The organism is uncultured Ruminococcus sp., assembly GCF_946415235.1.
GTDB lineage: Bacteria > Bacillota > Clostridia > Oscillospirales > Ruminococcaceae > Ruminococcus.
This window is the reverse complement of the sequence record NZ_CAMKRR010000084.1, coordinates 1-12,759: the sequence shown is the minus strand read 5'-3', so window position 1 is coordinate 12,759 and position 12,759 is coordinate 1. Positions and strand designations below refer to the sequence as shown.

Sequence of the window (12,759 nt, the reverse complement as noted above, 5' to 3'; positions counted from 1 at the left end):
CTGCACAGCCTGCTATCGTGAGGGACGTACAGGCGACCGCTTCATGGCGCTCTGCAAGGTGGGACAGATACAGAACTGCTGCCACCCCAACGCTCTTATGACACTGCAGGAATACCTTTCCGACTATGCTTCTCCCGAGACAAGAGCAGTCGGTGAAGCTCTTATTGCCCGCGAGATACAGAATGTTCCCGATGAAAAACGCCGTCAGCGCGCTGTAGAGTATCTTGACGAGATAAAGAACGGGGGCAAGCGTGATTTCAGATTCTGATGCGGTATACCTCTCCTATAAAACAAATATTTGACAAATCCTTTCCATTGTGATACAATACATATAATATATAAAGTTTTGGAGGTCGTAACAGTGTACGAAGCTTTGATGCTTATGTCGGCGAATGTTCCGCAGACAGGCGATAATTTCCCCAAAGGAGTTCTTTTTGCGATAATCGGAGCAGCAGTCCTTCTTGCAGCAGGTACGGCAGTATTTGCAAAGAAAAAAGGCGCTGATACCGAGGATGACGAAGACGACGATGAATGACAGAGATGCGGCAGCTTTCAAAGCTGCTGTATTTTTATGTAACCGCGTATGACATTCATATTTTATAAAGCTCACGCATATAATCATGCAGGGGTGCTGTTCATGCTTCTTGGATTTGATGAGCTTTGCAGAAAGGAAGTTATCGACATCGTTTCGGGCGACAGGCTCGGATTTATCGACGATATCGAGATAGACACCGATAAGGGAAGTGTAAGGTCACTTATTATATACGGCGGCTTACGGCTTTTCGGACTGTTCGGACGAGAGAGCGATACAGTTATTTCCTGTGCCGATATCAGGGTGATAGGCGAGGAAGTTGTGCTTGTAGAGCGTACTGTGCCGCGTACCGAGTCGAATTTTACAAAAAGAAGCAGGAACGGTGTTTTAAGTTTGTTGAAATAGACATTGCAAAAATACTTGAAATTATTGCCGAGAAATGATATAATATTAAGGCAATTCGCACGCCGGTATTTTCAGCGGTTGGTGCACAGATGTCTGTGTTGCTGCTGAGCCAAGTACGGCGGAGGATTAATAATAACCAATTTTAAGGAGGACTACACCATGGGAGTAGTATCAATGAAGCAGCTTCTTGAGGCAGGCGTTCACTTCGGACACCAGACAAGAAGATGGAACCCGAAAATGGCTCAGTACATTTTCACAGAAAGAAACGGAATCTACATCATCGATCTTCAGAAGACAGTCAAGAAGCTCGAAGAGGCTTATATGTTTGTTCGTGACATTGCAGCTCAGGGCGGCGAAGTTCTTTTCGTAGGTACAAAGAAGCAGGCAGGCGATTCCGTTAAGGAAGAAGCTACAAGAGCAGGCGCACACTATGTAAACGCAAGATGGCTCGGCGGTATGCTCACAAACTTCAAGACAATCCAGACAAGAATCAAGAGACTTGAGCAGCTCCACGCTATGGAAGAGGACGGCACATTCGCTCTTCTCCCCAAGAAGGAAGTTGTTAAGCTCAACCTTGAGATAGAGAAGCTCGAAAAGTTCCTCGGCGGTATCAAGACAATGAAGAAGCTCCCCGCAGCTCTCTTTATCGTTGACCCCCGCAAGGAAAAGATCGCTGTAGCTGAGGCTAAGAAGCTCAACATCCCGATCGTTGCTATCGTTGATACAAACTGCGATCCTGATGAAGTTGACTATGTTATCCCCGGCAACGACGACGCTATCAGAGCTGTAAAGCTCATCGCAGGTACAGTTGCAAATGCTGTTATCGAAGGCAGACAGGGCGACGACGCTGCAGCTGCTGTTGAGGAGGCTCCTGCTGAGGAAGCTGAGACAGCTGAGGCTGACGCTGAATAATCGTAAAACATTGAAAACAATCAAAAACCCGAACTAACACTTCGGGTTTTTGCGGATTATACTATAAATTTTAGGAGGTAATAACAATGGGAAAGGTTTCCGTTGCAGAAATTAAAGAACTCATGAAGTCCACAGGCGTTGGTATGATGGACTGTAAAAAGGCTCTCGAAGAGAACGATGGCGATATGGACAAGGCTATCGAGTTCCTCAGAGAAAAAGGACTTGCCACACAGGCTAAGAAGAGCGGCAGAGCTGCTGCTGAGGGCGTAGTTACAGCTGTTGTTGACGGCAATGTAGGCGTTCTCCTCGAAGTAAACACAGAGACAGACTTCGCTGCTAACACAGACGATATCAGAAACTTCGTTGCTAACGTAGCAAAGACAATAATCGAAAAGAACCCTGCTGACGTTGAGGCTCTCAAGGATATGCCTATCAGCGGCGGCAATGGTACAGTAGGCGAGGCTCTCACAGAGCTCGCAGGCATGAAGATCCGTGAGAACATCGTTATCCGTCGTTTTGTAAGACTCGAGGGCAAGCTTGCTTCTTATATCCACAATGGCGGAAGCATCGGCGTACTCGTAAAGATGGATACAGACCTTTCTGCTGATCAGGTAGCAGTTATCGGTAAGGACGTTGCTATGCAGTCTGCTGCTCTTAACGCAGCATATCTCTGCCGCGAGCAGGTTCCTGCTGAGGTACTTGAGAAGGAGAAGGAGATCATGATGGCTCAGATGGCTGAGGATCCCAAGATGGCTTCAAAGCCCGAGCAGGTTCGTGCTAAGATCGTTGAGGGCAAGGTAGGCAAGTACTACACAGAGAACTGCCTCCTCGAGCAGGCATTCGTTAAGGATGACAAGCTTTCGGTTCAGGGCTATGTTGACGCTGAGGCTAAGAAGCTCGGCGGTTCTATCAAGGTCGTTGACGTTGTTCGCTATGAGCGCGGCGAGGGCATTGAGAAGAAGGAAGACAATCTTGCTGACGAAGTAGCTAAGATGATAAAGTAATCAGTATATTTTGAGCGGCAGCGGCAGATCATTCTGCCGCTGTTTTTATATGTTCAGGTACCAAAAATAACAATTATTCCACATATCAGGTCTTGTATTATTGTGACATCCTACAATAATACAGGCTTTTTTTCGTTGGGTTTTCACTTGAAGTCGTTGACAAAATATGTTATAATAGATTTAACTGGATTAATATGCTCAGAAAATGAGGTAAAATGTATGAATGTAAATATCAGTAAGCTTGCAGGTACAGTCGGCAGGGTAATTGTCGGCAAAAAGGAAACGGTAATTAAGCTTATCGCTGCTCTTCTTTGCGAAGGACACGTATTGCTTGAGGATGTACCGGGAGTCGGAAAAACTCAGCTGATAACGGCTCTTTCACGTTCTATCGGCGGAAAGTTCAATCGTATCCAGCTTACTCCCGATATAATGCCTTCCGATATCGCAGGTTTTACTATGCTCGATTCAGCTCAGGGAGAATTTGTTTACCGCGACGGTGCGGTAATGTGCAATTTTCTCCTTGCCGATGAGATAAACCGTGCCTCGCCGAAGGTGCAGTCTGCTCTTCTTGAAGCAATGGAAGAGCGTCAGATAAGCCTTGACGGCGTTACACACAAGCTGCCGAAGCCATTTCTTGTTATGGCTACGCAGAACCCTGTTGAAACTTACGGTACATTCCATCTCCCCGAAGCTCAGATGGACCGTTTCTTCATGAAGCTCTCAATGGGCTATCCCTCAACGGAGGAGGAAATGGAGATACTTGGCAGAACGGAGATGTATAATCCTATCGCTAATATAACCGAACATGTTATGCACGTAAATGACATTATTGCTATGCAGGAAGAGGTAAAGAATGTAAGAGTGACCGATCAGGTAAAGGAATATATAGTCAATATCGTTTCCTCTACCCGTTCGGACAGGAATACCGTCCTCGGAATAAGTCCCCGCGGAAGCATAGCACTTTTCAAGGCTGCAAAGGCGTTTGCCTATATTTATGACAGGCAATACGTTACTCCCGATGATGTGAAGTATGCAGCCGTTTCCGTGCTCGCGCACAGGATAATCCTTTCTCCTCAGGGTAAAACTGCATTCGGAACGGGCGAGGCTTACATTGAAAACCTTCTCAGGACCTGTCCTGTACCCTCGATGACAAGATGATAAAATACATAAAAAGTATTGTAAGCGTAATAGCCGTTGCGTTTCTTGTTTACATATTCACCTTTTATATCGACGGTGAAATGGGCGTGATACTGCTTGCCTTCGTGGCATTTGCGCCCCTTGTTTCTCTTTTCTTCATGATGTATGCGAGAAAACGCGTAAAGGTAACATTTACCTGCGACGCCTATGTGCCGAAGGGGAGCACTCTTACCGTTACGGTGAATATCCGCAAAAAGGGCTCCTTCCCGCTGGGAATACTTGAAATATGCCCCTATGCGACGGAAATATTCGCTCAGGACATAAAAAAACGCAGGCTTACAATGCTCAACGAGGAGAAAAAGAGCTTTACCTTCGACCTTAAAGCTGTTATCGGCGGAAACGGCGAGGTAGGCATCAGAGCTGTGTACTCCTGCGGCTTTCTCGGTTTTATGAAAAAAACGATCCTTACTTCTCTGCCGCAGCCCGTTTCGGTGGGAGTAATACCGCAGATCCCCGACATTAAGGCATCATCACAGCTTTTCCGCTCTATTGCCAATATCGTGCTTACCAGTGACGAGGACGAGGAGAATGATACCTCCATGCTGTACTCGGCAAATACATCACCGGGATACGAGCATCGTGAATATGCTCACGGCGATCCTCTTAAGCGTATAAACTGGAAGCTCTCATCAAAGAAGCAGAAGCTCATGGTCAGACTTGACGAGGCGGTTGCTTCTGTACAGCCGGTGCTCGTACTGGATCTTTTCAGAAGAAGCACCGTACCTGCCGTAAATGCCGTAAGAGGCGAGGAACAGCTCCTCCGTGCGATGTTCGGACTGCTGAACCTGCTTATCACGCAGGGCATCGCCTGCAATTTCGTTTATCGTGCGGCTGACGGCTCAACAGTATGCGAAAGCGTCGATAATCCTGATTATCCCGATCAGCTTCTGCTGAAGGTCCTTGCCGTAAAGGTAGTTCCCGATACAAGAGTTGATATAAGACAGGCGGGCAGCAATGTCTGCGCCTGCGTTATAGCGACTACCGATGCAGGTGCAGGCTTTTCTGAGCTTACCGATTTTATCGAGAATACTGACAGTATCAGCATTATCGGACTTTCAGTGGCGTCGGTGAACTCTACATCAGCACCTCTGTGGTACCTTGATGAGGATAATAATTTTAAAATGGTATAAATAATGAAAGAGACCAATAATAAAAAAATCAGTATCAGATCATATCTGCTGTCGACACTGATAGACCCTGTTTTGTGGTATACGGTCCTTATTATGGCAGCACTTATGTTCCATTACAGCGATCAGACTGAAACAGACCTTCATGCCTATATGTTTGCATTTGGCTGGGGAGCGGCAACGCTGGTAATAGGCTGGCTCCTGTTCAGAGCGTTTGACTATATGCAGAAGCACCACTTTATCGGAAGCTTTGCCTATCTTGCCATCGGTCTGCTGTTCGGATATGCTTTCCGCTGGGCTGTAGACCGCGGAAACGTCAATTATCCTATCACATGGGGACTCTGGTTCCTTACTCCGCAGGATTCGCTTAACTTCAACAAATGGTACGCAGCGGGCTTTTTCGTACTCTTCGTGCTTTTCATGTGTTCTGTTATCTACTACTTTACAAAGGTAAGGTACAGGATATTCATGAATTTCCTGATATTTATCATTCCCTTTGCCATATACGGCAAGGAATATGAGAAAATGCCCACTATATTCATCATACTTCTTGCTGTGGGATATATACTTCTTATGGTCTATTACCGTCAGCTTATGGATGATGAGAATACGGTATTCGTCGAAAGACGCAAGTCATGGAAGACCATAGCCGTTTATGCCGCTGCTTTTGCTGTTATTTCCGCTATCGTTCCGAAACCCACAGTTGAAGCCGACAGGACTATCCTTGAGAACCTCATCTCCGCCGAGGATATAACCGAGCGTCTGAACGCGATGCTCAATGTTTTCAGAGATACTTCGACAGGTGAGCAGTTCAGGAACAGAGCAAGCAACAGATGGGTGTATGAGGCTGTGGCAAAAGAGCCGCTGCGTATAAAGACCGCAACACGCTCCACCTACAATTTCGATAAGGACGAGTGGGCGATACAGGAGCTTGACGACCATTACGACGGTACTTCAAAGGGAACCCCTTTTGATATCGGTTCAAGAATGGGACTTGCCGATGCTTTTCTTGAGGCGGCAAGGCTTGACAGCGATTATGCGGGCAAGTACGGACTTTCACAATATCTTGATGAGGGACTTGCCGAACCTAAGATGAATCATGTGGTGTTTTACCTTCTTAACGGCTATATAGGACTCCCTCAGGGAACCGATATGGCTCCTGTGCCTCAGTGTGCCATTGCAATGACGGACTGTTCGGTGCAGAAAAAGACAGCCAGACTTATCGGCGGAACTGTTTATTCGGTAAACAGCCAGTTTCCGTCAAATTCAAGGTTTGAGTTCGATTACAGCGCGAATACTTTCTTCAGCAGTCCAAAAAACCGTGAATTCATTGAGCAGCTTGACCGATATGATTATAAAAAGCTCCTTGAAGACACTTATGAGGTGCTTGAGCGCGAGATAGGTCCTGACAGCAGTGATCCCGAAAAGGCTCGTCTGTTCAGCTTTTTTGATGTTGATTACAGGTATTATGACAAATACCTTGAGTATCTTCTTGATTACGGAGACAGAAAGCGCATAAAGGATCTTGCCGATAAAATAACAGAGGGCTGTGATACGGAATACGATAAGGCTCTTGCTCTGGAGGCGTATTTCTACAATAACGATTATACCTACGACCTGACATATGATACAACAGGCAAAAACGCCGAGGACTTCATGTTCGTCACAAAAACAGGCGTTTGCTATGAGTACGCGACTTCAATGGTACTGCTTGCAAGAGCCGCAGGCATACCTGCAAGATACTGCGAAGGATATAATATGTCCGAGAGAACAGACGACGGAAATATGCCGCGTACAAACTACGTTATAACATTGCAGGACGCCCACGGCTTCCCCGAGCTTTATCTCAGGGGATACGGCTGGCTCAGCTTTGAACCGACGGTTTCCGACAATATCATAACGAAAAAGAAAACCACATCTACGGATCTGCTTTCAAGAGCGGGCGTGATAATGCTGATAGGCTCTCTTATGGCACTGCTGTTTGCGATGGCATATCCGTGGCTGTCACACAAATTTTTCATCCTGCGGAGCAGAAAACGCCGTCCTGCCGATACTGTAAAGGCTATCGTACACAGGATATGCAAGGTATACGATATAGATGAGGCAAACACTTCAAAGGAGGTAAGTGCTTACGTACATGAAAGCACAGGCGCTGATATATCATATACTGCCAAGCTGTTTGACAGATCGGAATACGGCGGCGAGAATATAGATATCCAAGATAAGGAAAGAGCTCTGAATGAATACATAACCGCATATGACGCATTCAGAGAATCCAGAAAGAGGAGACGCATAACGAACCGATGATCTGAGAACGGAGGGCAATTATGCGAAATGCAAAAGTAAAAGGTATAACAGGTATCCTGCTTGCGTTTTTTGCCATTATCGCACTGCTTGCAGGAGCATACCGCCCGCGTATGTCGGCAAGTGCCGCCGAGGACTTTCGGTTATGGCGGCAGAATGACGAGCGCTGGGGCAGCTGCCCCATAGGCGGTTCGACGATACGTCAGTCGGGATGCTACATGACTTCCATAGCAATGGTGGCTGCAGCTTCCGGCGCAAGAGATACCGAAAGCTTTGATCCGGGAGAGTTTGCTAAAGCGCTCAATGAGATCAATGCTTTCAATCAGTGGGGCGGACTTGCCTCATGGAGCTCTGTGAACAAGGTCGTGAACGAGATCAGCATTTCCTCTGTAAATCTTAATTTCGCTTCCGACGATCAGAGCGGCAAGGCGGCTGAGATCAAAAAGCTCCTTGACGAAGGAAGCTACGTGATCTGCAATGTGGGCGGTCACTGGGTCTATATTGACGGAGTTATAGGAGATGATGTGTATATGGCCGATCCTGCCAAGGACGAGATACTCATGTTTGAAGCCTATCCGAACGAGAGCATAACCTGCTATCAGACGCTCAAGGGCAAGGAGCCGTATAAGGGCTTTGCTCCGCTTTATGACGTCAATTCCGAGAAAGAAGCGGAAGAGACAGAACCGGCGTCAGCATCTGATGCGGCTGTTGCTGCAACAGCTGCGGCGGCTTCAACTGTGACAACAACGCTCACAGCTGCCGTTACATCCGTAAAAGTATCCGCTGTCTGCGAGACAGGGGAGTACTGCTGCACTGAGAACAAGGCTGAGGTCTATACGGAAGCCGATTCGGAAAGCAAGTCCGATATCTCGCTTGAAAAAGGGAATATCGTCAATGTTTTGAGTGTTGAGAACGGATTCGGAGAAGTATTCGTAAACGGCAGAAAAGGTTGGATAATACTTGCCTGCTTTGAACCTGTGAATGATGACAGGGAGCTTGCGGCAGGCGATATAAATAACGACGGTAAAGCCGATGAATACGATCTTGCCGTAATAAATGAATATCTCGGCAGTCTCGGCAGGCTGCCTGAGGGAGTTTCGGTGCTCACCCGGAGCGAGACCGCCGCTGCTGATCTCAACGGCGACGGAACTGTCGATAATACGGACGTGCTGCTGTTCCTGATGCGCGTCTGCAATTAAGGAGAAAATATTTACATGGAATGGACAGAAGTCAACATTTACACCACTACCGAGGGTATCGAGCTCTTATGCTCAAAGCTCGGAGATATCGGCATCAAGGGATTTTCAATAAAGGACGCTGAGGATTTCAAGGAGTTCCTCGAAAACAAGAACGGTCAGTGGGACTACATCGACGATGACCTTATGGGGCTTTCCGAGTGCGAGACCTGCATTACAGTATATATTCCCACAAACGGGCAGGGAGCCGAGATGCTCATTGCGATCAAGTCGATGCTTGCCGAGATGAAGGCAGCCGATACCGAAGGAGTATACGGACGCCTTGAAGCAGAGATGTCGAATATACGCGAGGAGGACTGGGCGAATAACTGGAAGCAGTATTTCAAGCCCTTCAAGGTCGGCGAAAAGCTTGTTATCAAGCCTTCGTGGGAGGAGTATGATAACTCCGACGGCAGGATAATACTTGAGATCGACCCCGCTTCGAGCTTCGGTACGGGAAAGCATCACACCACACGGCTTTGTCTTGAAGTGCTGGAAAAGTACCTGAACAAGGGCGACAAGCTGCTCGATATGGGCTGCGGAAGCGGAATACTCTCGATAGGAGCCATGCTTCTCGGAGCTGACAGCGCAGTTGCTGTTGATATTGAGGAAAATGCAGCCGCAACAGCAAAAGAGAACGCTCTTAAAAACAATATCCCTGCGGATAAGTACAGGACGTATTTCGGCAATATCCTTACAGATGAAAAGCTTGCCGACGAGATCGACGACAAGTACGATATCATAGCTGCGAACATTGTTGCGGATGTGCTCATAGCCATGAAGGACAGCTTCCGCAGATACCTCAGGAGCGGCGGTATACTCATAGTTTCGGGCATTATCGAGGAGCGCATGAATGAGGTCATAGATGTACTGATCTCGGCAGGCTTCAAAGATCCCGAGCCCGAGGTGCGCGAGGGCTGGGCAGCAGTCAAATTCAATGTTTAATATTATGCAAAGCATATATTGATATAACAAATCATATTTTAAGGAGAATAGAACATGGGACTTTTTAAAAAGAAGAACAATCAGACCGAAGAGGCAGCACCGTCTGTAGCTGCCGATCCGAGAGCCGAAGTAAAGAAAATGGTGCTTGAAGCGCTCAACGCAAAGCTCAACGGAACTCTTTACGATGACTGTGTAATCATGCCCAAGGGCTTTACTATCGACGTTCAGATCGGCAGAGTGGACGAAGCTGATGATATAAAGATACTTCAGGTAGTATTCATCGTAAAGCATGACGATTTTGACGAGCCGCTCATCGAGCCTGTTGACGCGCAGGGCAAGACAGAGGAAGAGGCTGCGAATATGTCTGTTGAGATATTCCACGGCGGAGTATGGCACCCTCTCGATCAGTCCATGACAAAGAAAAATCCTATCCATATTCCTGTTGATTTTCTCAGACAGCACTACGATTTTGATATGTACTGCCAGTCTGTTGTAAGAATAGGCGTAAAGAACAAGCAGCCCACTATGCTCATGAACTTTATCAGGAACGAGATACCAAAGTACCTCGGCTCAAAGAAGTACTACTGGCTCAGGGTATATCTTGCAAAGTTCAAGGAGAAGAAGGTGATAGAGGTCCGCATGAACGGCTCTGTATGCCTGGAGCTCCCCAAGTACTTTGAGGAGTACGTTGAGAAGGAAATGGACGCGGAGGAGACTTTTGTTTCCGAGAAGCAGTACGCTATATTCGTTCAGCGTGAGGACGATCAGTGTCCTTTCAAGAAGGATATCGTTATGAGCGCTGCAAGAGAGACCATCAAGATGATGGAAGAGATCAAGAACCACGACGATTATGTGGCTATGTGCGACAAGCTTGAGGCGCTCGTAGATGGCGACAAGAACCTTGCTGCCGAGATAAGGGTATTTATCCCCGAGATCTTTGCGAAGCTCACACTCGGCTACCGTGAGGGCGACAGCCTGTTCCTTCTTGAAGGTGAAGGCGAAGAGCAGCAAAGCATAGAGTTCAAGAAAACTCAGCTCCGTTCATATTTCTACCTCCAGCAGGCTATACTCGAGTATCTCAGCACAAAGCCCGATCAGGAGAGAGTATCGCGCATCATAATGAACAGCGTTGCTTTCAGGGAGCTCAGAAAAGCAATGGATGCCGCCAAGGAAGCAAACAAGGAGCTCAAGCCCGATGATCTCTATGTTCCGGGTACATCTTACAAGATAGGCCACGAAGGCTACAGAGTCTGGTAAGGATAACAACAAAGCCTGAGTTTTCACTCAGGCTTTGTTATGTGCTGTAATTTTTTATATCCTCATCTGGTATCTGAGAAAGATGCTCGGTATCATCGTTCATCTGAAGCTGATATATATGCCATGATTTTAGCTGTTTCGAGAGTTCTTCGGGGGTTTTGTAGAATTCGTACGGAAAATCCATAGACGAATAACTATTCCATTCGTAGTCTAAGCCTTTGGGCTTGAAATACAGTTTTTCACGTGCGCTTTGCATATATGAGAGAGATTCAGGCTTTTTAGCATAGTTTATTTTGGGAAGCTCTATCTTGCATATGTATTTAAGGGTGAATTCGGCAACTTCATCAATATCATCATAACTGTCATAGTAAAGTACATATTTTTCGTGCTTTTCTATTCTGAAATCATGCCCTTCCATTCTTAATACATTTAGATTTTTGGGGTGAGCTTTGAGGTATCCCGCTATATAATTATCTCTTGCACTATACGTCCTTCCGCCGCCCCAATCACTTATTATACAATTAAGGTAGACTGTGAATTCAAAACCGCTTTCGTCTTTGAAGGTATAATAATAATCTTCATTGGGATGATCGGTAGATATGAGTTCGATCTTTGTATCAAATGTTTTCTGAACATATTCCTGTATCTCGCCGAGCATAAGAGGTATGTTTTCTTCTTCGCATGAAGTGCATGCAATAGTTGAAAACAGGCATATTGCAATTAAAATATATGATAAGAATTTTTTCATGGTATCCACCCCTGTCTGTTTTTATCAATATCAGCGCAAACTAACTTATATAGCGGAATTGCGCTCTCCGAACAAGGTTCGGGGCAATACTCCCATGACGTCAGTTACTGATTATACCATAATTATACAATGCCCTGAATATTTTTACAATGTAACAAATGTCACTATATAAATGACATTTGTCACGGCTGAAATGAAAAAATCTTTTGTTTTGCGGGGAAATAGTAAAAAATGCTTGACAAAGCCGCATCTTTGTGATAAAATATTATTGCCGCTTGTAAACAGGCTTTAAAGTTGTGCGTTCACACGCCTGTAACAGCGAGTTTATTGAAAAGGCAGGTGCCACAATATGTACGCAGTTATTGAAACCGGCGGAAAGCAGTATCAGGTAAACGAGGGAGATATCATCTTCATCGAGAAGCTCGCAGCTGAGGCTGATGAGACAGTTACTTTCGACAAGGTAGTAGCTCTCGGAGCAGACGATGGACTCAAGATAGGTACACCCTATGTTGACGGTGCAGCTGTAAGCGCAAAGGTTCTGAAGAACGGCAAGGCTAAGAAGATCACTGTTTTCACTTACAAGCCTAAGAAGGGTGAAAAGAGAAAGCAGGGACACAGACAGCCTTACACTCAGGTCAAGATCGAAGCTATCAAGGCTTGATCATGATTCGCGCAGAATTTTATGAAAAGCAGGGACTCCTGACAGGCTTTAAGTTCAGCGGCCACTCAGGCTATGCCGAGAGCGGAAAGGACGTTGTCTGTGCGGCTGTTTCATCAGCGGTACAGCTTACTGCAAATATCCTCGATGAATTCGGTTTGAAGCCGCAGGTGACTGTGGGGGATAACGTTATCGAATGTATCTGCGGTGACGGGGGAGAGACTCCTTCGCGTCTGCTGAATGTTTTAAAACAGCACTTTGAGGCTATACTGGAAGAGTACCCTAACACGATCAAAATCACTATTTCGGAGGTGTAAGTATGTTTAAGATTAGTATGCAGTTCTTTGCTCATAAGAAGGGTGTCGGATCCACAAAGAACGGACGTGACTCTGAGGCTAAGAGACTTGGCGTTAAGAGAGCAGACGGTCAGTTTGT

General features: G+C 46.3%; 14 protein-coding genes and 1 pseudogene. 14 read left to right on the top strand and 1 reads right to left on the bottom strand.

The window, feature by feature from the left end:
* The 11 genes and pseudogenes from Q0R37_RS12315 to Q0R37_RS12265 all read left to right on the top strand — a co-directional run.
* Window positions 1-268: pseudogene (locus Q0R37_RS12315) on the top strand ([FeFe] hydrogenase H-cluster radical SAM maturase HydG); the annotation flags it as partial.
* A 93-nt stretch (window positions 269-361) separates the two neighbouring features.
* Window positions 362-535, top strand: coding sequence for a hypothetical protein (locus tag Q0R37_RS12310; protein ID WP_294754773.1), 174 nt, complete (start codon window positions 362-364; stop codon window positions 533-535).
* A gap of 102 nt (window positions 536-637) precedes the next feature.
* Entirely contained in the window at window positions 638-937 is a 300-nt protein-coding gene (locus tag Q0R37_RS12305) for a YlmC/YmxH family sporulation protein (protein WP_294754772.1), read from the top strand.
* A gap of 159 nt (window positions 938-1,096) precedes the next feature.
* Entirely contained in the window at window positions 1,097-1,849 is a 753-nt protein-coding gene (gene rpsB, locus Q0R37_RS12300; RefSeq protein WP_294754771.1) for a 30S ribosomal protein S2, read from the top strand.
* Window positions 1,850-1,935: 86 nt separating this feature from the next.
* The gene (gene tsf, locus Q0R37_RS12295) at window positions 1,936-2,853 is read left to right on the top strand and encodes a translation elongation factor Ts (RefSeq protein WP_294754770.1); all 918 of its coding nucleotides are present in this window, start codon (window positions 1,936-1,938) and stop codon (window positions 2,851-2,853) included.
* 219 nt (window positions 2,854-3,072) lie between these two features.
* Entirely contained in the window at window positions 3,073-4,011 is a 939-nt protein-coding gene (locus tag Q0R37_RS12290; RefSeq protein WP_294754769.1) for a MoxR family ATPase, read from the top strand.
* A complete protein-coding gene (locus tag Q0R37_RS12285; RefSeq protein WP_294754768.1) occupies window positions 4,008-5,180 on the top strand; it encodes a DUF58 domain-containing protein in 1,173 nt (390 codons plus the stop codon). Before Q0R37_RS12290 ends, Q0R37_RS12285 begins: the two co-directional genes overlap by 4 nt.
* Before the next feature lie 93 nt (window positions 5,181-5,273).
* Window positions 5,274-7,484, top strand: coding sequence for a transglutaminase-like domain-containing protein (locus tag Q0R37_RS12280; protein ID WP_294754767.1), 2,211 nt, complete (start codon window positions 5,274-5,276; stop codon window positions 7,482-7,484).
* A 20-nt stretch (window positions 7,485-7,504) separates the two neighbouring features.
* Window positions 7,505-8,680, top strand: a complete 1,176-nt coding sequence (locus Q0R37_RS12275) for a dockerin type I domain-containing protein (protein WP_294754766.1) — start codon at window positions 7,505-7,507, stop codon at window positions 8,678-8,680.
* A gap of 15 nt (window positions 8,681-8,695) precedes the next feature.
* Window positions 8,696-9,661, top strand: coding sequence for a 50S ribosomal protein L11 methyltransferase (gene prmA, locus Q0R37_RS12270; RefSeq protein ID WP_294754765.1), 966 nt, complete (start codon window positions 8,696-8,698; stop codon window positions 9,659-9,661).
* 54 nt (window positions 9,662-9,715) lie between these two features.
* Complete coding sequence (locus Q0R37_RS12265; protein ID WP_294754764.1) at window positions 9,716-10,918, top strand: DUF6348 family protein; 1,203 nt, start codon at window positions 9,716-9,718, stop codon at window positions 10,916-10,918.
* A 37-nt stretch (window positions 10,919-10,955) separates the two neighbouring features.
* Here Q0R37_RS12265 and Q0R37_RS12260 read toward each other — a convergent pair whose 3' ends face one another.
* Window positions 10,956-11,666, bottom strand: coding sequence for a hypothetical protein (locus tag Q0R37_RS12260; protein ID WP_294754763.1), 711 nt, complete (start codon window positions 11,664-11,666; stop codon window positions 10,956-10,958).
* Between the two features lie 349 nt (window positions 11,667-12,015).
* Between Q0R37_RS12260 and rplU the strand changes: the two genes are divergently transcribed.
* From rplU to Q0R37_RS12245, 3 genes are all read left to right on the top strand, one after another.
* The gene (rplU, locus tag Q0R37_RS12255; protein WP_028515978.1) at window positions 12,016-12,327 is read left to right on the top strand and encodes a 50S ribosomal protein L21; all 312 of its coding nucleotides are present in this window, start codon (window positions 12,016-12,018) and stop codon (window positions 12,325-12,327) included.
* Between the two features lie 2 nt (window positions 12,328-12,329).
* Window positions 12,330-12,641 (top strand): ribosomal-processing cysteine protease Prp, encoded by a 312-nt coding sequence (locus tag Q0R37_RS12250; protein ID WP_294754762.1) that lies wholly within the window; start codon window positions 12,330-12,332, stop codon window positions 12,639-12,641.
* Between the two features lie 2 nt (window positions 12,642-12,643).
* Window positions 12,644-12,759, top strand: a 116-nt coding sequence (locus tag Q0R37_RS12245; RefSeq protein ID WP_294754774.1) for a 50S ribosomal protein L27, incomplete at its 3' end; no start/stop codon positions are given.

What these genes read in the sequence shown, in the direction of transcription:
- Q0R37_RS12305 (WP_294754772.1), top strand. Translation starts at nt 638, where the DNA reads ATGCTTCTTGGATTTGATGAGCTTTGCAGAAAGGAAGTTATCGACATC.
- rpsB (WP_294754771.1), top strand. Translation starts at nt 1,097, where the DNA reads ATGGGAGTAGTATCAATGAAGCAGCTTCTTGAGGCAGGCGTTCACTTC.
- tsf (WP_294754770.1), top strand. Translation starts at nt 1,936, where the DNA reads ATGGGAAAGGTTTCCGTTGCAGAAATTAAAGAACTCATGAAGTCCACA.
- Q0R37_RS12290 (WP_294754769.1), top strand. Translation starts at nt 3,073, where the DNA reads ATGAATGTAAATATCAGTAAGCTTGCAGGTACAGTCGGCAGGGTAATT.
- Q0R37_RS12285 (WP_294754768.1), top strand. Translation starts at nt 4,008, where the DNA reads ATGATAAAATACATAAAAAGTATTGTAAGCGTAATAGCCGTTGCGTTT.
- Q0R37_RS12280 (WP_294754767.1), top strand. Translation starts at nt 5,274, where the DNA reads ATGGCAGCACTTATGTTCCATTACAGCGATCAGACTGAAACAGACCTT.
- Q0R37_RS12275 (WP_294754766.1), top strand. Translation starts at nt 7,505, where the DNA reads ATGCGAAATGCAAAAGTAAAAGGTATAACAGGTATCCTGCTTGCGTTT.
- prmA (WP_294754765.1), top strand. Translation starts at nt 8,696, where the DNA reads ATGGAATGGACAGAAGTCAACATTTACACCACTACCGAGGGTATCGAG.
- Q0R37_RS12265 (WP_294754764.1), top strand. Translation starts at nt 9,716, where the DNA reads ATGGGACTTTTTAAAAAGAAGAACAATCAGACCGAAGAGGCAGCACCG.
- Q0R37_RS12260 (WP_294754763.1), bottom strand. Translation starts at nt 11,666, where the DNA reads ATGAAAAAATTCTTATCATATATTTTAATTGCAATATGCCTGTTTTCA.
- rplU (WP_028515978.1), top strand. Translation starts at nt 12,016, where the DNA reads ATGTACGCAGTTATTGAAACCGGCGGAAAGCAGTATCAGGTAAACGAG.
- Q0R37_RS12250 (WP_294754762.1), top strand. Translation starts at nt 12,330, where the DNA reads ATGATTCGCGCAGAATTTTATGAAAAGCAGGGACTCCTGACAGGCTTT.